General features: G+C 66.5%; 15 protein-coding genes. 4 read left to right on the forward strand and 11 right to left on the reverse strand.

From position 1 onward, the window contains the following. Positions 1-26: 26 nt before the first annotated feature. The 4 genes from purE to L6Q67_RS16335 all read right to left on the reverse strand — a co-directional run bounded on the left by purE (position 27) and on the right by L6Q67_RS16335 (position 4,794). Entirely contained in the window at positions 27-524 is a 498-nt protein-coding gene (gene purE / locus L6Q67_RS16320) for a 5-(carboxyamino)imidazole ribonucleotide mutase (RefSeq protein ID WP_296571663.1), read from the reverse strand. Positions 525-527: 3 nt separating this feature from the next. Beyond that, a complete protein-coding gene (folD, locus tag L6Q67_RS16325; protein ID WP_296571665.1) occupies positions 528-1,397 on the reverse strand; it encodes a bifunctional methylenetetrahydrofolate dehydrogenase/methenyltetrahydrofolate cyclohydrolase FolD in 870 nt (289 codons plus the stop codon). A gap of 66 nt (positions 1,398-1,463) precedes the next feature. Then, on the reverse strand, positions 1,464-2,099 hold the full coding sequence (locus tag L6Q67_RS16330; protein ID WP_296571668.1) for a response regulator transcription factor: 636 nt from the start codon (positions 2,097-2,099) through the stop codon (positions 1,464-1,466). Further along, on the reverse strand, positions 2,074-4,794 hold the full coding sequence (locus tag L6Q67_RS16335; RefSeq protein WP_296571672.1) for a PAS domain S-box protein: 2,721 nt from the start codon (positions 4,792-4,794) through the stop codon (positions 2,074-2,076). The genes L6Q67_RS16330 and L6Q67_RS16335 overlap by 26 nt, the downstream gene beginning before the upstream one ends. Positions 4,795-5,030: 236 nt before the next feature. On the opposite strand from L6Q67_RS16335, the gene L6Q67_RS16340 reads away from it, so the two are divergent. The 4 genes from L6Q67_RS16340 (at position 5,031) to lpdA (ending at position 12,748) form a co-directional block, all read left to right on the forward strand. Beyond that, complete coding sequence (locus L6Q67_RS16340; RefSeq protein ID WP_296571674.1) at positions 5,031-6,236, forward strand: ABC transporter substrate-binding protein; 1,206 nt, start codon at positions 5,031-5,033, stop codon at positions 6,234-6,236. A 395-nt stretch (positions 6,237-6,631) separates the two neighbouring features. After that, positions 6,632-9,307 (forward strand): pyruvate dehydrogenase (acetyl-transferring), homodimeric type, encoded by a 2,676-nt coding sequence (aceE, locus tag L6Q67_RS16345; RefSeq protein ID WP_296571677.1) that lies wholly within the window; start codon positions 6,632-6,634, stop codon positions 9,305-9,307. Positions 9,308-9,324: 17 nt separating this feature from the next. Further along, positions 9,325-10,962, forward strand: coding sequence for a dihydrolipoyllysine-residue acetyltransferase (gene aceF / locus L6Q67_RS16350; RefSeq protein ID WP_296571680.1), 1,638 nt, complete (start codon positions 9,325-9,327; stop codon positions 10,960-10,962). A 10-nt stretch (positions 10,963-10,972) separates the two neighbouring features. Further along, on the forward strand, positions 10,973-12,748 hold the full coding sequence (gene lpdA, locus L6Q67_RS16355; RefSeq protein WP_296571684.1) for a dihydrolipoyl dehydrogenase: 1,776 nt from the start codon (positions 10,973-10,975) through the stop codon (positions 12,746-12,748). A gap of 99 nt (positions 12,749-12,847) precedes the next feature. Here lpdA and L6Q67_RS16360 read toward each other — a convergent pair whose 3' ends face one another. From L6Q67_RS16360 to L6Q67_RS16390, 7 genes are all read right to left on the reverse strand, one after another. Beyond that, positions 12,848-14,029, reverse strand: coding sequence for a hypothetical protein (locus tag L6Q67_RS16360; RefSeq protein WP_296571688.1), 1,182 nt, complete (start codon positions 14,027-14,029; stop codon positions 12,848-12,850). A 158-nt stretch (positions 14,030-14,187) separates the two neighbouring features. Then, entirely contained in the window at positions 14,188-15,243 is a 1,056-nt protein-coding gene (locus L6Q67_RS16365; protein WP_296571691.1) for an NADH:ubiquinone reductase (Na(+)-transporting) subunit F, read from the reverse strand. Positions 15,244-15,253: 10 nt separating this feature from the next. Beyond that, complete coding sequence (locus L6Q67_RS16370; RefSeq protein ID WP_296571695.1) at positions 15,254-15,610, reverse strand: phenol hydroxylase subunit P4; 357 nt, start codon at positions 15,608-15,610, stop codon at positions 15,254-15,256. Positions 15,611-15,783: 173 nt separating this feature from the next. After that, positions 15,784-17,304 carry a YHS domain-containing protein gene (locus L6Q67_RS16375; RefSeq protein ID WP_296571699.1) on the reverse strand — a complete coding sequence of 507 codons (1,521 nt, stop codon included), beginning with the start codon at positions 17,302-17,304 and terminating at the stop codon, positions 15,784-15,786. Positions 17,305-17,318: 14 nt separating this feature from the next. Then, positions 17,319-17,588, reverse strand: a complete 270-nt coding sequence (locus tag L6Q67_RS16380) for an MmoB/DmpM family protein (protein WP_296571701.1) — start codon at positions 17,586-17,588, stop codon at positions 17,319-17,321. Positions 17,589-17,597: 9 nt separating this feature from the next. Further along, positions 17,598-18,590, reverse strand: coding sequence for an aromatic/alkene monooxygenase hydroxylase subunit beta (locus L6Q67_RS16385; RefSeq protein WP_296571704.1), 993 nt, complete (start codon positions 18,588-18,590; stop codon positions 17,598-17,600). Between the two features lie 21 nt (positions 18,591-18,611). Continuing rightward, positions 18,612-18,848: a phenol hydroxylase subunit gene (locus L6Q67_RS16390; protein WP_296571707.1), complete on the reverse strand. Its 237-nt coding sequence runs from the start codon at positions 18,846-18,848 to the stop codon at positions 18,612-18,614. Positions 18,849-18,854: the final 6 nt, after the last annotated feature.

Genomic DNA, 18,854 nt, shown 5'->3' on the forward strand with positions numbered 1-18,854 from the left:
GCGTCAGTCCTGCAAAATCAGTGGGGTCAGACCGGGTCGAGGGTCATGGCCAGCACGCTGGCGGTCTGGTCGGCGCGGAAAGCCTCGAGCTTGTCGGCCAGGGCGGCGTCGGTGCCGGCCAGCAGGGCCACGGCGAACAGGCCCGCGTTGGCGGCGCCGGCCTCACCAATGGCGAAGGTGGCCACCGGGATGCCTTTGGGCATCTGGACGATGGAGAGCAGGGAATCCTTGCCCGACAGGGCCTTGGACTGCACCGGCACGCCCAGCACCGGCACGGTGGTCTTGGCGGCGATCATGCCCGGCAGGTGGGCGGCGCCGCCGGCCCCGGCGATGATGGCGCGCAGGCCACGGGCACGGGCCTGTTCGGCGTATTCAAACATCAGGTCGGGGGTGCGGTGGGCCGAGACCACGCGGGCCTCGAAGGGCACGCCGAAGTCCTTCAGCACCTTGGCCGCGGCCTGCATGGTGGGCCAGTCGGAGTTGGACCCCATGACGATGCCGATGACGGGTTGTTGGTCGCTCATGGTTCAGGCCTTCCGGGCTGCGCGGCTTGCCGACTCGACGGTGTTGGCGAGCAGCATGGTGATGGTCATAGGGCCGACGCCGCCGGGCACCGGGGTGATGGCGCCCGCCACGTCCTTGGCGGAGTCGAAATCCACGTCGCCGCAGAGCTTGCCCGCATCAGGCCCGTCCTGGAGGCGGTTGATGCCCACGTCGATGACGATGGCGCCGGGGCGCACCATGTCACCGGTGACGAACTTCGGCTTGCCGATGGCGGCCACCAGGATGTCGGCGCGGCGGGTGTGGAAATTGAGGTCACGGGTGCCCGAGTGGCACACGGTGACGGTGGCACCCGCTGCGGTGAGCAGCATGGCCATGGGCTTGCCGACGATGTTGGAGCGGCCGATGACAACCGCCTCGGCGCCGCGCAGGGGGGCGTCGATGCTCTTGAGCATTTCCATCACGCCGTTGGGGGTGCAGGGCACAAAGGCTTCCTGGCCCTGGGACAGGCGGCCGACGTTCTCGGCGTGGAAGCCGTCCACGTCCTTCTCGACGGAGATGGCTTCGAGCACGGCCTTCTCGTCGAAGTGCTTCGGCAGGGGCAGCTGCACCAGGATGCCGTGCACCGACGGATCGGCGTTGAGCTCGGCGATCTTGCCGAGCACATCGGCGGGAGCCGTGTCCTGGGCGTATTCGAACTTGAGGGACTTGATGCCCGCCTTCTCGCAGCCAGCCACCTTGTTGCGGACGTAAACCGCCGAGGCCGGATCGCCACCGACGAGGATCACGGCCAGGCAGGGCTGGGTGCCCTTGGCGGTGAGTTCAGCCGCCTTCGCGGCGAGTTCTCCGCGCAGTTTCGCGGAAAGCGCGTTGCCATCGATGATGCGAGCGGTCATGAATCCGTCCCTCGGGAAAAACCCGCGAGTATACCATCACCAGCACAACCTGCCCCGCGCAGGTCTTTACGCGCGCTGCACGCCCTCGATGGCCATCACGCTCTGGACGAGCTCGGCCAGGGACTGGGCGGCCATCTTTTCCATCACCCGGGCCCGGTGCACCTCGACCGTCTTGATGCTGATGCCCAGCACGTCGGCGATCTGCTTGTTGAGCTTGCCGGCGATGATCAGGTCGAGCACCTCGCGTTCGCGCTGGGTGAGCTGATCCAGTCGCCGGGAGACTTCGGCGTCCTGGCGGCGGCGGGCGCGGTGTTCCTGCTCGGTGACCAGGCACTGGCTCACCAGGCGCAGCAGCTCGGTGTCATTGAAGGGTTTCTCGATGAAGTCCACGGCCCCCTTCTTGAGCGCCGCCACCGCCATGGGCACGTCGCCGTGGCCGGTGATGAAGATGATGGGCAGGGTTGAGTACTGGGCACGCAGGCGCTCGTGTAGCTCCAGCCCGCTCATGCCGGGCATGCGCACGTCGAGCAGCAGACAGCCGTTGAACTCGGGCCGCCAGGCCTTCAGAAACTCTTCGGCCGACGCAAACGCGGCCACCTTGAAGCCCTGGGATTCGAGCAGCCAGGCGAGGGAATCGCGCAGGGCTTCGTCGTCATCCACCAGGTAGATGATCTGTTCAGGCGTCGACACTTGCGGTTTCAAGGGCAGTCTCCAGGGGCAGGGTGAAGCGGAAGATACATCCTCCCGAAGGGTTGGCGTCCACCCACAGGCGCCCTTCGTGGAATTCGATGATGGAGCGGCAGATGTTCAGCCCCATGCCCATGCCCTCGCTCTTGGTGGTGTAGAAGGGCGAAAAGAGCTTCTCGCGGGCGTCGTCCGACAGGCCCTGGCCGCGGTCGGCGATCGACACCTCCACCTGCCGGGGCTCGACGCGGCGGGCGGAGACGATGACGACGCGCTCTTCGGCGGGCGTCTCGGCCATGGCCTCGATGCCGTTCTTGACCAGATTGAGCAACACCTGCTCCACCATCACCGTATCCGCAAACACCGGTGGCAGATCGGGCGGGAGCTGGCTGAGCACCTGGGCGCCATGGCGGCGGGCGTCAATCTCGACGAAGCCGATGGCGTCGTCCACGATGGTCGCCAGGGGCACGGCGTGGCGGCGCGGCTCGCTCTTCTTCACAAACTCGCGCACCCGCCGGATGATCTTGCCGGCACGCTCGGCCTGGGCGCTGGCCTTCTGCATGGCGGTGAGGATGTCCTCCTGGCGATAGTCGCCGGACTGCAGGCGATTGACGCAGCCCATGGAGTAGTTGGCGATGGCCGCCAGGGGCTGGTTGAGCTCATGGGCCAGGGTGGACGCCATCTCGCCCATGGTAATCAAGCGCGAGGTGCGCTGCAGGCGCTCCTGCTGGGCGCGGTTCTCCTCGTCCACGCGCTTGCGGTCGGTGATGTCGGTGGCGATGGCCATGCGCACCACGCGCCCGTCCACCCAGCGGGTGGCGCGCTCGCGGATGTGGTACCAGCGGCCGGACAGCACGTTCTGCAGCTCGCCGTCGTAGAGCTCACGGGGCACCTGCTCGGGGGCCAGGCGGCGCGGGTCCACGTCGTACCACAGGGTATCGGGGGGCGTCGGCAGGCCGTAGATGCCCACCCGCTGCCCCACCGCGTCGTAGCCGTAGATGCTCTTGAAGGCCCGGTTGGCAAACAGGATCTCGTCATTGGCCGCATCTGCCACGTACACCGCCGCGTCCAGCCCGTCGAGCACGGCCACGAAGCGCTCGTGGGCTTCTTCGAGTTCGGCGCGCACGCGCTTGGGCTCGGTGATGTCGGTGATCGAAGCCATCCAGCCGGTCTGCCGCCCTTCCCCGTCGATCAGCGGCGAGAGGTAGAAACGGGCATCCAGGCGCTCGCCGCTCTTGCGCTGGATGCGCATCTCGAAGCCGGTGGCCGGCGCGTCCCCCGCCAGGGTGATCTCCAGGTTGCGCTGCAGGGCCGGGTAGTTGTCCCGCGGCCAGTAGGGGAAAGGCGCCCGCGCGCCCACCAGCTCGTCCGGTGACCAGCCGGTCATGCGGCAGAAGGCCGGGTTCACGTAGATGATCTTTCCGCTCAGGTCGATGGCGCGCAGGCCGGTGATCAGGGACTCTTCCATCGCCTTGCGGAAGGCGTACTCGCCGCGCAGGGCCTCCTCGGCAGCCTTGCGCCCGGTGATGTCGTGGGCCACCGCGTACATCAGGCGCTCCTCGGGCACCGAGTTCACGCTCCAGGCCAGCCACTTGTAGCTGCCGTCAAGGCAGCGGCAACGGTTCTCGAAGGCCCCCGGCGTGCCGGCCGCCAGGCTGCGCAGGTGCTCGATGGTCTCGGCCACGTCTTCGGCGTGGATGAAGTCGATCAGCGGCTGCCCCGGCAGCTCGTCCGGTGCATACCCGAGGATGCGCTCGAAGGCCGGGTTGCAGCGCCGGAACACCCCGTTCAGCCCAAGGATGGCGAGCATGTCCAGGGACAGGTTGAAGAGCCGGTCACGCTCCTTCTCCACCCTCACCCGCCGCTGCATGTGGGCGCGCAGCAGCCACAGGCTCCACAGCACGAAGAAGCTCAGCCCGACGATCACCGCCATCGGGAAGGCCGGCGGCAGATTGCTCTCGGTGTGATAGGCGGTGGCCCGCAGGGTCAGGCCGTTACCCGGCGGATCAAGGGGTACCGAGAAGGCCAGGCTCTCGTCCAGGGGGCGCATCGCCGAATTGGCCGCCAGCACCTCGCCCCGACCGTCGGTAAAGGTGAGGCGATACTTCTCGCCGAACCAGCTGGGCACCAGGTAGGACACCATGCGTTCGATGGAGTACACCGCCACGATGGCCCCCAGGGGGCTACGCCCCTGCTGCACCGGCACGTACACCTCCAGCACGGCCATGTTGCGGCCATTCACGTAGGGGTCGCCATACACCGGTCGCCCCAGCTCCCGCGCCTTGCCCAGCACCACCGACTGGATGCCGGACAGGGCATCGCCCACCAGCCAGTCGGTGGTGTCGAAGGGAGCCGTCCACTTGACGCGCTGGTCGGCGGAGATCCACACCACATTGACCAGCTCGGCGTTGTTGGCGATGTGCTGGTTGGCCCGCACCTGGAAGCCGTCCGCGTCCAGCGTATCGGCCGCCAGCTCCCGGGCCAGCTGGCCCAGAAACTCCTCGGTGCCCTGCATGTGCAGGCGCATGGTCTGCTCGGCCCACTGCACGTCACGGGCCAGGGCATTGCGCTGGGTCTCGCCCTCCTGACGCTGGAGGATCCACACCAGCACCAGCATGGCCAGCGCAAACACCAGCACGGCGATGTAGGGCGCGGTCCAGTACCAGTTGGGCCGGGCAGTCGGAGGGGAAGGCGGATTATTGTTGTTCGACATTTGTCCATCATCGTGATGGCGGACACGCGGACAGGGCATCGGGAGTTACCCTAACGGGACGCGTCCCTGCAACGACCGAGACACGCCCGTGGGGGCGGATTCCTTCGACACCACAAAAGCAGCCGTCGAACACACGGCGCTAAGGGTTGTCCCGCATTCCCGCCCCGGCCAGCCGGGTCTAGGGTTAGGGGTCGCATCCGTGCGACACAGAGCCGACCCCGAGCGGCCACCCATTGATGGAGACCTCCTTGCTGCACTTCCTGCGCACGGCAACCCTGGCCCTGCTGGCTCTGCTGGCGACCGAAGCATCGGCCATCGAACCGATCCGCATCGGTGTGTCGGGCCCCTTCACCGGCGGCTCGAACCCGATGGGCATCGCCATGCGTGACGGCATCCGGCTGGCGGCGCGGGAGATCAACGAGGCCGGCGGCATCCTCGGCCGGCCGGTGCTGCTGGTGGAGCGGGACGACGAGGCCCGCCCCGAGCGCGGCGCCCAGGTGGTGCAGGAGCTCATCAACCAGGAAAAGGTGGTCGCCGGCCTGGGCATCGTGAACACCGGCGTGGCCCTGGCCAGCCAGCGTTTCTACCAGCAGGCCCACATCCCCATGATCACCTCGGTGGCCACGGGCTCGATCATCACCAAGCAGTTCCTGCCGCCCCAGTACCCCGACAACTACATCTTCCGCGTGTCGGCGCCGGACACCATCCAGGCGGCGATGATCGTCGAGGAGGCGGTGGTGCGCCGGCGCCTGCGCAAGCTGGCGATCTTTCACGACAGCACCAACTACGGCCAGCTCGGCCGGGAAGACCTGGAGCGCGCCCTGGAGCGGCACAGCCTCAAGCCGGTGGTGGTGGAGCGTTTCAACATCCGCGATGTGGACATGACGCCCCAGCTGGCCCGGGCCAGGGCCGCCGGTGCCGAGGCCATCCTCACTTACGGCCTGGGCCCGGAGCTGGCCCATCTGGCCAACGGCATGGTGCGCCTCGGCTGGAAGGTGCCGCTGATGGGCAGCTGGGCCCTGGCCATGTCCAACTTCATCGACAACGCCGGGCCGAACGCCGAGGGCACACGCATGCCCCAGACCTTCATCCAGGACGGCAACACCCCCCGGCGCAAGGCCTTCATCGACAAGTACCGCAAGAGCTTCGGGGTCGAGCGCATTCCGGTGGCCCCCGCCGCCGCCCAGGGCTATGACTCCATGCTGCTGCTGGCCGCCGCCATCCGCCAGGCGCGCAGCACCGAGGGCTCCCGCCTGCGCGATGCACTGGAATCCCTCAAGGAGCGGGTGGAAGGCATCGTGATGGTATATGATCGCCCCTTCTCCCGGACCGACCACGAGGCGATCGATACGCCCCGGATCCCGGTCATCGGAGAAGTACGCAACAGTCAAGTGGTCTTCGCCTATGACGAAGACCGAAAGCGGGACGCGCAGTCCAAATGATCCCGCACAGCGGAATTCACATTTCCGCGCACGGCCGGGGGTTTTCTCCCTCCCTCCCTCGCCCCCGGCCGTTTTTTTTCCTATCCCCGTCGAACGAAACTTCGCCGGCCGGTGCCCCCAGGCCCGGCCGGCGAACGTGCTCTTGATCAATCCGCCCGCTTGTCGGCCCTCGTCGCGAGGCCCCTCCACGCCCTCCGTGCGTCCGGCACGGGCGGCACTGTCACGCCTCGTCGACGTCATGCGTAGGGGAACTTACGTATTGCACAATGCGGGATTTGGTTTTATATTGCGAAATATCAGGACCGCGATCCGGTCCACGCAGGTTTGCAGTGAAAGCCCGCTGTCGTTACCCACGCCAGCAACCCACAACCCGCAAAGTCATGAGGAGACAAACCATGGCCGCGAACACGCAGAATTCCCAGGCAGACATCGACGCCCAGGAAACCAAGGAATGGCTGGAAGCACTTGAGGGCGTCGTCGCCCAGGAAGGCGCCGAGCGCGCTCACTTCCTGATCGAGAAGCTCATCGAGGCGGGCCGCGAGGAAGGGATCGACATCCCCTACTCCGCCAACACCCAGTACATCAACACGATCCCTGCCGACCAGCAGCCCAAGTACCCGGGCGATCCGGACATGGAGATCAAGCTCCATTCCTACATCCGCTGGAACGCCATGGCCATGGTGGTGCGGGCCAACAAGGACACCAACGTCGGCGGCCACATTGCCTCCTTCGCTTCTGCTGCAGCCCTCTACGACGTGGGCTTTTCCCATTTCTGGAAGAGCATCAACCACGACACCGGCGGCGACCTGATCTTCTTCCAGGGCCACTCGGTGCCGGGCGTCTATTCCCGCGCCTACATGCTGGGCCGCCTGACCGACGACCAGATGGACAACTTCCGTCAGGAAACCGACGGCCAGGGCATCTCCTCCTACCCGCACCCGTGGCTGATGCCGGACTTCTGGCAGTTCCCCACCGTGTCCATGGGCCTCGGCCCCCTGTGTGCGATCTACTCCGCCCGCTTCATGAAGTATCTCGCCAGCCGCGGCATGATCGACGCCGCCAAGGCCGAGCAGCGCAAGGTGTGGGCCTTCCTGGGCGACGGCGAGACCGACGAGGTCGAGTCCCTGGGCGCCATCGGCATGGCCGGCCGCGAAAAGCTGGACAACCTGATCTTCGTCATCAACTGCAACCTGCAGCGCCTCGACGGCCCGGTGCGTGGCAACGGCAAGATCATCCAGGAACTCGAAGCCGAGTTCCGCGGCGCTGGCTGGAACGTGATCAAGCTGATCTGGGGCACCCACTGGGACGCCCTGTTCAACCGCGACAAGAAGGGCATCCTCAAGAAGCGCATGATGGAACTGTGCGACGGCGAGTATCAGACCTTCAAGGCCAAGAACGGCGCCTACGTCCGCGAGAACTTCTTCAACACCCCCGAGCTGCGCGAGCTGGTGGCCGACTGGACCGACGACGAGGTGTGGAACCTCAACCGCGGCGGCCACGACATCTTCAAGATCTTCACCGCCTACAACGCCGCCGTTAACCACAAGGGCGCCCCGACCCTGATCCTGGCCAAGACCATCAAGGGCTTCGGCATGGGCCAGTCCGGCGAGGCCATGAACATCTCCCACCAGCAGAAGAAGCTGGACATCGACTCGATCCGCCGCTTCCGCGACCGTTTCGGCATCCCGGTGCCCGACGACAAGCTGGCCGAGCTGCCCTACCTGCGCTTCCCGGAAGACTCCGCCGAATACAAGTACATGATGCAGCGCCGTGTGGACCTGGGCGGTTTCCTGCCCCAGCGCCGCCGCACCGCCGCGCCCCTGGCCGTGCCGGGCCTGGACGCCTTCGGCGCCCTGCTCAAGGCCTCCGGCGAAGGCCGCGAGCTGTCCACCACGATGGCCATCGTGCGCATCATGAACACGCTGCTGAAAGACAAGCAGATCGGCAAGAACATCGTCCCCATCGTGCCCGACGAGTCCCGCACCTTCGGCATGGAAGGCATGTTCCGCCAGTACGGCATCTGGAACCAGGAAGGCCAGAAGTACGTTCCCGAAGACCATGACCAGCTCATGTTCTACAAGGAAAGCCAGACCGGCCAGGTGCTCCAGGAAGGCATCAACGAAGCCGGCGCCATGGCCGACTGGATCGCTGCCGGCACCGCCTACAGCGTGCACGGCGTGCAGATGGTGCCCTTCTACATCTTCTACTCCATGTTCGGCCTGCAGCGCACCATGGACCTGTGCTGGGCGGCTGCCGACCAGCGCACCCGTGGCTTCCTGATCGGCGGTACCGCCGGCCGGACCACCCTGAACGGCGAAGGCCTGCAGCACGAAGACGGCCACAGCCAGCTCATGGCCAACATGATCCCCAACTGCATCAGCTACGATCCGACCTTCCAGTACGAAGTCGCGGTGGTGGTGCAGGACGGCATGCGCCGCATGTTTGCCGAGCAGGAAGACGTTTATTACTACCTGACGGTGATGAACGAGAACTACGAGCACCCGGAAATGCCCGCCGGTGCCGAGGCCGACATCATCAAGGGGATGTACGCCTTCCGTAAGGGCGGCGCCGGTGACGTGCGCGTCCAGCTGCTGGGCTCCGGCACCATCTTCAACGAAGTCATTGCCGCCGCCGACCTGCTCAAGAACGACTGGGGTGTCGAATCCGACATCTGGGGCTGCCCGAGCTTCAACGAGCTGGCCCGTGACGGTCAGGACGCTTCCCGCTGGAACCTGCTGCACCCGCTCGAAGCCCCGAAGAAGAGCCATGTGGAGCAGAAGCTCGAAGGCGCCGTCGGCCCGGTGATCGCCGCCACCGACTACATCCGCCTGTTCTCCGAGCAGATCCGCCCCTACGTCAAGAACACCTACGTCACCCTGGGCACCGACGGCTTCGGCCGCTCCGACACCCGCGAAAAGCTGCGCCACTTCTTTGAAGTGGACCGCCACTGGGTCACCCTGGCCGCCCTCAAGGCGCTGGCCGACGAAGGCAAGATCGAACGTGAAAAGGTTGCCGCTGCGCTGGTCAAGTACAAGCTTGACCCGAACAAGCCCAACCCCATGTCCGTCTGATCGCGAGGAGCGCAAACATGAGCCAACTCATCGAAGTGAAGGTTCCGGACATCGGCGATTTCGACCAGGTGCCGGTGATCGAACTGTTCGTCAAGGTCGGTGACACCATCAAGGTGGACGACGCCATCGCCACCCTGGAATCCGACAAGGCCACCATGGACGTGCCCTCGTCCGCCGCCGGCGTGGTCAAGGAAGTGCTGATCAGCCTGGGTGACAAGGTTGCCGAAGGCACCGTGCTGATCCGGGTCGAGGCCGCCGGCGCTGCCGCTGCGGCACCGGCCCCGGCAGCGGCTGCCCCGGCTGCTGCCCCCGCCCCCGCTGCGGCCCCGGCCGCCGCACCGGCCGCTCCGGCCCCCGCCGCGGGTGGTGGTGTGGTTGAAGTGAAGGTGCCGGACATCGGCGACTTCGACTCCGTCCCGGTGATCGAACTGTTCGTCAAGGTCGGTGACAGCATCAAGGCAGAAGACGCCATCGCCACCCTGGAATCCGACAAGGCCACCATGGACGTGCCCTCCTCCGCCACCGGCGTGGTGAAGGAAGTGCTGGTCAAGCTGGGTGACAAGGTCTCCGAAGGTTCCGTGCTGATCAAGGTCGAGACCGGTGCCGGCGCTGCTGCCGCGCCGGCTCCGGCTGCCAGCGCCCCGGCGCCTGCTGCCGCTGCCCCTGCGGCAGCTCCGGCAGCGGCCCCGGCGGCTGTCGCTGCGCCGTCCGCCGTCACCCTCGGCGGCAAGGTGCACGCCAGCCCGTCGGTGCGCGCCTTTGCCCGCGAGCTGGGTGTCGATCTGGCCCAGGTCAAGGCCACCGGCCCCAAGAACCGCATCACCCAGGCCGACGTCACCGGCTTTGTGAAGGGCGCCATGAGCACCGGCGTCGTCCCGGGCAAAACCGTGGCCGCCGCGGCCGTGGGCAGCCTGGGTGGCGGGCTCGACCTGCTGCCGTGGCCGAAGGTGGACTTCTCCAAGTTTGGCGAGATCGACGTCAAGCCCCTGTCGCGCATCAAGAAGATCTCCGGCCAGAACCTGGCCCGCAACTGGGCGATGATCCCGGCCGTCACCTACCACGAAGACGCCGACATCACCGACCTGGAAGCCTTCCGCGTCCAGATGAACAAGGAGTTCGAGAAGTCCGGCAAGAAGCTGACCATGCTCGCCTTCATCATCAAGGCCTCGGTGCGCGCCCTGCAGGAGTTCCCCGAGTTCAACACCAGTCTCGATGGCGACAACCTGGTTTACAAGAAGTACTTCAACATCGCCTTCGCGGCCGACACCCCCAACGGCCTGGTCGTCCCGGTCATCAAGGATGCGGACAAAAAGAGCGTGTTCGAGATCGCCGCGGAGTCGGGCAACCTGGCCAAGCTGGCCCGTGACGGCAAGCTCAAGCCCGCCGACATGTCCGGCGCCTGCTTCACCATCTCCAGCCTTGGCGGCATCGGTGGCACCTACTTCGCCCCCATCGTCAATGCGCCGGAAGTGGCCATCCTGGGCGTCAACAAGTCGGTGATGAAGCCGGTTTGGGACGGCAAGCAGTTTGTGCCGCGCCTCACCCTGCCCATGTCGCTCACAGCCGACCACCGCGTGATCGACGGCGCCCTGGCGACCCGCTTCAACGTGTACCTCGCCCAACTGCTGGCCGACTTCCGTCGGGTCATGCTCTAAGGAGATCGCCATGAGCCTCGTAGAAGTCAAGGTTCCGGACATCGGCGATTTTTCCGACGTGCCCGTCATCGAGCTGTTCGTGAAGGTCGGCGACAGCATCAAGGCCGAAGACGCCATTGCCACGCTCGAATCCGACAAGGCCACCATGGATGTGCCCTCGTCGGCCACCGGCATCATCAAGGAAGTCAAGGTTGCGCTGGGTGACCGCGTTGGCGAAGGCAAGGTGCTGATCGTGGTTGAAACCGAGGGTGCGGGCGCCAGCCCGGCTCCGGCCGCTGCGGCAGCCCCGGCTGCTGCCCCTGCCGCTGCGCCGGTGGCGGCGCCGGCCGCCGCCAGCCACGGTGGCGCTGCCGACGTGGAGTACGACATGGTCGTGCTCGGCGCCGGCCCCGGCGGCTACTCCGCCGCCTTCCGTGCCGCCGACCTGGGTCTCAAGACCGCCATCATCGAGCGCTACGCCACCCTCGGCGGCGTGTGCCTCAACGTCGGCTGCATCCCCTCCAAGGCCCTGCTGCACGTGGCCGCGGTAATGGATGAGGCGGAGCACATGGGCGCCGCCGGCGTCAGCTTCGCCAAGCCCACCGTCGACGTGGACGTGCTGCGCGCCCACAAGGAAAAGGTCGTCGGCAAGCTCACCGGTGGTCTGGCCGGCATGGCCAAGGGCCGCAAGGTGGACATCATCCGCGGCTACGGTCACTTCCTCGACCCGAATCACATCGAAGTCGAAGAAACCACCGGCACCAGCCAGGACAAGACCGGCGCCAAGAAGGTGGTGAAGTTCAAGCAGGCCATCATCGCCGCCGGCTCTGCCGCCGTGCATCTGCCCTTCATCCCGCGTGACCCGCGCATCGTCGACTCCACCGGCGCGCTGGAGCTGCGCTTCGTGCCCGGCAAGCTGCTGGTCATCGGCGGCGGCATCATCGGCCTCGAAATGGCCACTGTCTATTCCTCCCTCGGCGCCCGCGTCGATGTGGTGGAGATGATGGACGGCCTGATGCAGGGCCCCGACCGGGACGCTGTGAAGGTGTGGGAGAAGCAGAACACCCACCGCTTCGACAAGATCATGCTGAAGACCAAGACGGTCGGCGTGGATGCCCGGGAAGACGGCCTCTACGTGACCTTCGAAGGCGAAGGTGCCCCCACCGAGCCCGTCAAGTACGACATGATCCTGCAGTCGGCAGGCCGTGCGCCCAACGGCAAGAAGATCGGCGCCGACAAGGCCGGCGTGATCGTCACCGACCGCGGCTTCATCCCCGTCGATGCCCAGATGCGCACCAACGTGCCCAACATCTTCGCCATCGGCGACGTTGTCGGCCAACCCATGCTTGCCCACAAGGCAGTGCATGAAGCCCACGTGGCGGCCGAAGTCGCTGCCGGCCACAAGGCAGCATTTGACGCCACCGTGATCCCGGGCGTCGCCTATACCCACCCCGAGGTGGCATGGGTTGGCTACACCGAAGCCCAGGCCAAAGCCGAAGGCAAGAAGGTGGAAACCGCCAAGTTCCCGTGGGCTGCCAGCGGCCGCGCCATCGCCAACGGCGCCGACTACGGCTTCACCAAGCTGATCTTCGATGCCGAAACCCACCGGGTCATCGGCGGCACCATCGTCGGCCCGTCCGCCGGCGACATGATCGGCGAAGTGTGCCTGGCCATCGAGATGGGCGCCGACGCAGTCGATATCGGCAAGACCATCCACCCCCACCCCACCCTGGGCGAAACCGTCGGCATGGCCGCCGAAGTGGCCCACGGCAGCTGCACCGACGTGCCTCCGGCACGCAAGAAGTAAGCGCGTAAAGAACCCTGTTGTAGCGTTGTTTCAAGCGGCCTTCGGGCCGCTTTTTTTTTGGGGCTCAGCCCGACCGGTCCCACCGGAGCGGGGCCGGGGTCAGCAGCCGCAGCCGTAGCTGAACGAATCACTCCCCAGCACCTTCCACGCACCCTGGATATTCACCAGCACCAGGCGATACCAGCGGTCGTCGGTGACGGACGGGCCATCCAGATGGCCGGGCCCCTTGCCCTGCCCTTCCCAGGCGGCGATGTCCGGGATGCCGTCGCGATCCAGGTCGTAGAGGAGGTACACACCCCGCACAAAGCCGGTGCTCCGACGGTCGAGCTTCATCGGCACTTCATTGCGTGTCGCCGGGCCGGCCGGCATATCCCGGTTTGCGTGGAAGGCGTACAGGCTGCCGGCGGGCGTGTGCTTGAGGCGTTGCTGCTGGCGCCCGCCGCCGGGAAACTGGGTATCGAAGAAGCGCCAGATCGCGGCGTCGGCGTCGCCATGGCTGAAGCCCGGAACCCAGCCGGCGCACATCGGCTCATCGACTTCGCGCCACAGGGTTTCCGTATGGCGGAGCGGGCTCTTGTCCACGCTCAGCCGGCCATCCCGAAACAGGCTCACGCGCGGCACCGCCCGCACCAGCGACTGCGTTCGGGCGAGCATGTCGTACAGCCCCGCCGAGCCGCCCTCCTGTGCGGCCGGCCCCGGGCGGGGGCGCGGCGTGAGCTGCTGCCGGAAGACAATGTCGAAGCGACCGCTGACCTCCTCGGCCGTCGCGCCCGGCGGTGCGATCTCCGCCTCGCTGCGGAACAGCGACGGGGTGACATCGGGAAAGGTCAGCGCCCGGACCAACCTGATGACCCGCGCGGCACCACCGTCGGCGGAGATCGCGTCGTGCAGGGGGCCCCACAGGCCGAGCGCCCGCTGCAGCTCGTCGGCAATGCCCTGCGCGCGCAGGGCGCCTGGCGATATCTCCCCGCCCTGTGCCTGCCGCCCACTCTTGTCCAGCTCGAGATCCAGCGCGGCCTTGCGCTTGAGCTGCGCCCAGTCGGCATAGGGCAAAGGCCTGGGGCCCTTCAGCCCCTGCGCCAGACGGGCTTTCATCCGCTCGAGCCCTTCGTCCCTGGGCCACGGCCCCTGCGGCGGAATCCCAGGGTGGGCTTGCCCCAGCGACGCCGCGTAGCGCTCCAGCGCCGGCCAGCCGGGCGCCTGCCAGAAGGCCCGCTCCAGCTCTGGATCGGAGGATGTCGCCGCCTGGGCCGCCGCCGCATGCAGCAGGACGAGGGCCACACCGGCAATCCGGCCGGTCACCCTCATGGCATCACACAACACGGTTCTTGAAACATTCGCTCCGCGCCTCCCCGTCGGGCCTGGTCGCCCACGATACCAAAAACAAGGCGGCCCGATGGCCGCCCCGTTTTTTAATGCCGGAAGCGTGACGAAGCGTCTCAGATCGCCTTGAACAGTGGGCTGCGCACCTGCTGGGCATCCGCCGCCGAGATGAACTTCTCGGTGTAGATGTCGCGCTCGAACAGCCGCCCCTGCATGAGGGTGGTGATGCAGGCCTCGATCATCAGCGGCGGGCCGCACAGGTAGGCCTTATGACCACGGAAGTCGTTGTCGAAGGCGGCCTTGGCGGCGTCATGGACAAAGCCCCGGAAGCCCTCCCAGCCCGACTCCTCCGGCTCGTGGGAGAGGGCCGGCACGTAACGGAAGTTGGGATGCTGCCCGGCCAGGGCCACAAACTCGTCGTGGTAATACAGCTCGGCCCGGCTGCGCTGACCGTAGACCAGGGTGATGGGCTTGTCGAAGCCCTCGTCCAGCAGGTCCAGGATCATCGAGCGCGGGCTGGACAGACCGGAGCCCCCGGCCATGAAGACCACCGGCACCTCGGCCGACTTCTTCACGAAGAAGCGGCCATAGGGCCCGGCGATGCGGATGCGGTCGCCGGCCTGGAGCTTTTCGTGCACGTAGGTCGTGCCCTGCCCACCCGGCACGATGCGGATGTTGAGCTCCATCTCGCCGTCGGCCGAGGGCGGGCTGGCGACGGAGAAGGCGCGGCTGCCGATGCCGCCCGGCAGCTCCAGGTTCACGTACTGGCCGGCCTGGAAGCGCATGGGCGTGTCCAGCTTGATCCACACCCCCTTGATGGTGGGGGTGAGGGTTTCGATGCGGCTCACCGTGCCATCGAAATCCCGCACGGGCAGGTTCTCTGCGTCCGGGTCTTCCTCGATCTCGGCCTCGATCACCAAGTCGCCCTGGGCAGTAGCGCAGCAGGCCAGGCACTTGCCCTCGTCCCGCTCGAAATCCATCAGGGCAAAGCTCGAGGCCTCGCCGTGCTCGATCTCGCCGTCACTCACCTGCACCTTGCAGGTGGCGCACAGGCCGTGACAGCAGGCGTGGGGCAGGTAGATGCCGGCGCGCAGGGCCGCGTCGAGAATGGTCTGCCCCTCCTCGATCTCGATGGTCTGGCCGAGGGGCTCGATGGTCAGCTCATAGCTCATGGCGCTTCCCTCAGGCAGCCGGGGCCAGGCTGTTGAGACCCGGGGTGCGGAAGCGGATCTGGTCCTTGTGGCCAATGCCGTTGGCGGCCAGGCTGGCGTCGAAGTCCGGGGTCCAGGGCTGGTTGGACTTGAGCCACTCCACCGCCGTCCAGTCGATGGCGGCGGCGTCGGGGTCGGGCTGGACGAGCATGCTGAGGGGCCCCTTCACCAGCTCGGCAAAAGGCGTCTCCGGCGGCAGGCACAGCAGGAAGGGGGCGGCAAACAGCAGGTGGCGGTCCCAGCTCACATAAACGAGCTGCTTGCCGTGAAAGTTCTCCACGCGGTCACGGGGCGTGGCGATGTAATCCTTGATTGCAGCTACAGCCATTTTGAGTCTCCTGATTTTTTATGTCTTGCGGCGGATCGGGGGCGTGCAGGGGCGACTGCAGGGGCGACTTCAGTCGCCCATCCGCACGCAAATCACCGGCATGGCGTTGATCGAAGTCCGTGGGCGACTGAAGTCGCCCCCACCGGTCGCCCTCTGCAGGCCGCCCGCCGCTATTACTGGTTGGTGGTGGCCAGGCCGCGCCAGACTTCGAAGTTCTTCTTGTCTTCGGAGTCGGCGTAGTCGCCGTTGTCCTTGCCGTCGAGCAGGCTGACCCACTTCATCCACTCGCCCAGGTCACCGTTCACCGGGTCCTGGAAGAGCTGGGGCATGGGCAGCCAAGCCTGGATGTACTTCTCGGGCTCGTTCTCGAAGACGTGCTGGCAGCCGTCGGAGCAGAAGTGGTACTTGTGCTCCTTGTAGTCGGTCTCCCGGTGGCAGGTCAGGGTCGGGTCGTCGGGCTCGGTGAACACGCAGGGCAGCTGGCAGGTCTGGCACAGCTTGGCGAGGCCGTAGTTCTTGAAGGGCGTGCCGGCGGCGGCCATCTTCTTGATGTGTTCCCAGCGCGGGCGGTAGTAGGTGTCGAAGGTGTCCGGGTATTTGGCAGACAACCAGCGCATGTCGTCGTCCGAGGGGATCCAGGCATGGAAGGCGGTGCCGAAGCTCCACTGGTACAGGCCCAGCATGAACTGGTGGGACATGTGGTCGATGGCTTTGCCGGCGTCATCCCAGCCCTTGGGCGGCGTGATGCCGTAGCGGGCCAGGTCCTTGAACAGGGCGCCCCCGTTCTCGACGCCGTAGATCTCCCAGGCCTCGCGCCAGGACATGACGCGCTTGGGCAGCATGTAGTCCATCATCGTGCTCACCAGGCCGAGCACCCGGAAGCCGCGCCAGAACCACTTGTCGATCCAGTTCTGGACGATGGGCAGGTTGTCCGGGTCCTGCTCGAGGATGAACTTGATCACCTCCAGGCCCAGGGTCATGTGGCGGGCTTCGTCCGACTGGGCCGAGAAGCCGAAGGTGACGGTGGCCATGTCGCCGTTGTAGGCCGCACCCGACATGAAGGGCACGAACAGCAGGTTGGTCAGCACGTACTCGAAGCTGAAGCCGATGGCGATCATGAACTCGAAGGGCCCCGCCGACATGGAGTCGTCGAAGAAGGAGCGGGCCACCGAGGTGTACCAGATGCGGTCGCGCTGGTCGGCGAAGGCATGGAAACCGTTGTAGTAACGGTTGTAGTTGGACATCGCGTGGACCTGCGTCTGGGCGTGACGGATCTCGTCGATGGCCTGCATCTGGCACGCCACCTGGGGGCCGACGCCGGGAAACTCGCGGCCGACCCGGGCAAAGCCCCGGTGGGCGGCATATTCACCCGGGCTGATGGCCTGCAGGAAGATCTTGAGGGCCGACAGGTAGCGGGCGTCGGTGAGGTTGAGGTGGCCGTTGTTCTGGGCGTGGGCGTCGATGATGGCGTAGAACTTGCGCTCCTTCTCGGCCTGGTACTTCCAGTAGGCGTCCATGGTCAGGCGGAAGGGGTCTTCCCACTTGTCCCAGTCGTGGATCTTGATGCCCTCGTAGCCCACATACGGAAAGAGCTCGTCCTTGCTGTGGTAGCTCGGCTCCCAGCCCAGGTCGCGGGTCATGGTGCGGTACTTTTCCTTGAGGCCGAGTTTCTTCTTGGCGACTTTCATGTCCATGGTGGTCTCCTCTTTCAGCTGTTCCAGCTCAGGGTCAGGCTGTCGTCGTCTTCTTCGACGTGGCCGGTCAGGGTGATCAGGTTGATGTGCAGCTCCTGCAGGTCGAAGCTGCGGCCGAGCTGCTCTTCAATGGTGGCCTTGCGGATCACCAGCGAGCCTTCGGCGTCGATCTTGACCATGGCGGGCTGGCGGTTCACCACCGCCGCCGGGTTGTCGATCTCGATGGCCTCGATGATCGGGCGGGTCTCTTCGTTGGCTTGCAGGGCAATGAATACGGTGGACATGGCGTTCCTTCAGAGGGTGAGGCCGGCCTTGGCGGCGCGGGCCTTGAATGCGGCCAGCTGCTCGGCCATGGCCTCGTCGGCCTGGGCGCCCAGGGCCAGCTCGGCCACCGGGAGCAGGGCCGAGGCGGCACGGGCGCTCCAGTGGCGGGTCCAGCCTTCGAGCAGCGCGCGGTTGGCGTCGGATTCCGCCGCCGCCACCTTGATCACCGCGTCGATCCACTTGCGGGTCTCGTCGAACCAGTCGCTCATGAACTGGGTCAGCATGGCCACCGCCGAGCCGCCCTGCACCGACAGGTGCTGGTCCACGATGCGCTCGTAGATCAGCGGGTACAGCAGGCCGTCCAGGGCCAGGTTCTGGGCCACGAAGAGCTCGAAGGGGTCGCGGCAGGCCATGCAGTCTTCCACGTAGCGGCGCAGGGGCTGCCAGGCGGGGCTGTCCATCCAGTCACGCTTGGCGGCGTCCAGGGCCTCGGTGTCGCCCAGCAGCAGGCCAAGGCGCGACAGGTACTGGGCGATGCCCAGGTTGTCCATGGCGTGGTACATGCAGGGCTGGGTGAACACCACGCCGTAGCCGTAACCGCAGACGAAGGTGTTGTTCTGGTTGGCCCCCCAGGCGGCGTGGCGCAGGGGCAGCAGCACCGCGAGGGTGGTGGCACGCAGGGCCTCGGGCAGCATGTCGGCCAGGCCGCGGCTCTCGACGAAGCTGAAGTTGGCTTCGGCGTTCTCCTGCTGGCGGGCGCGGGTCAGGGTGTAGGTGCTGTAGTAGAACTGGCGCGGGTCCTTCAGGGCGTACCAGTCGGCCATCACGATGCGGGTCAGGCTGGCGTCGTAGAGCTGGTGGTCCGGGTCCCAGGTGGGGCGGTAGTGCAGGTTCTCGGCGGCCTGGATGTCGTAGCTGCCTTCCTGGTAGCGGGAGGCGGGCTTGTTGCCGAAGCGCCGCACCAGGTGGTCGAAGGCCTGGCGCTGGGGCTCGATGGCGACCGTGCGGAGGTCGATCTGCATGAGGGGTGTCTCCTGTGGGAATTATCTGAAGCGGGTGTGGGTGGCGTCGGCGAGGCGCCAGTCCCAGTCGCCCTGGGGGGCGTCGTCGTCCCGGGGGGGCAGCATCTCGACCCGGTTGGCGGTGCAGAACTCGGTGAAGGCCTCCCGGCCGAGGATCATCTCGACGAAGATCTCCGGCTCGCCGATGGCGAACTCGAACTCGACGAAGCCGTTGGGGCGCTCCCCCGACAGGCGCACGAAGCGGCGGCTGGTGTCCATGCCGGC

This window comes from Zoogloea sp., from assembly GCF_023150065.1.
Lineage (GTDB): Bacteria > Pseudomonadota > Gammaproteobacteria > Burkholderiales > Rhodocyclaceae > Zoogloea.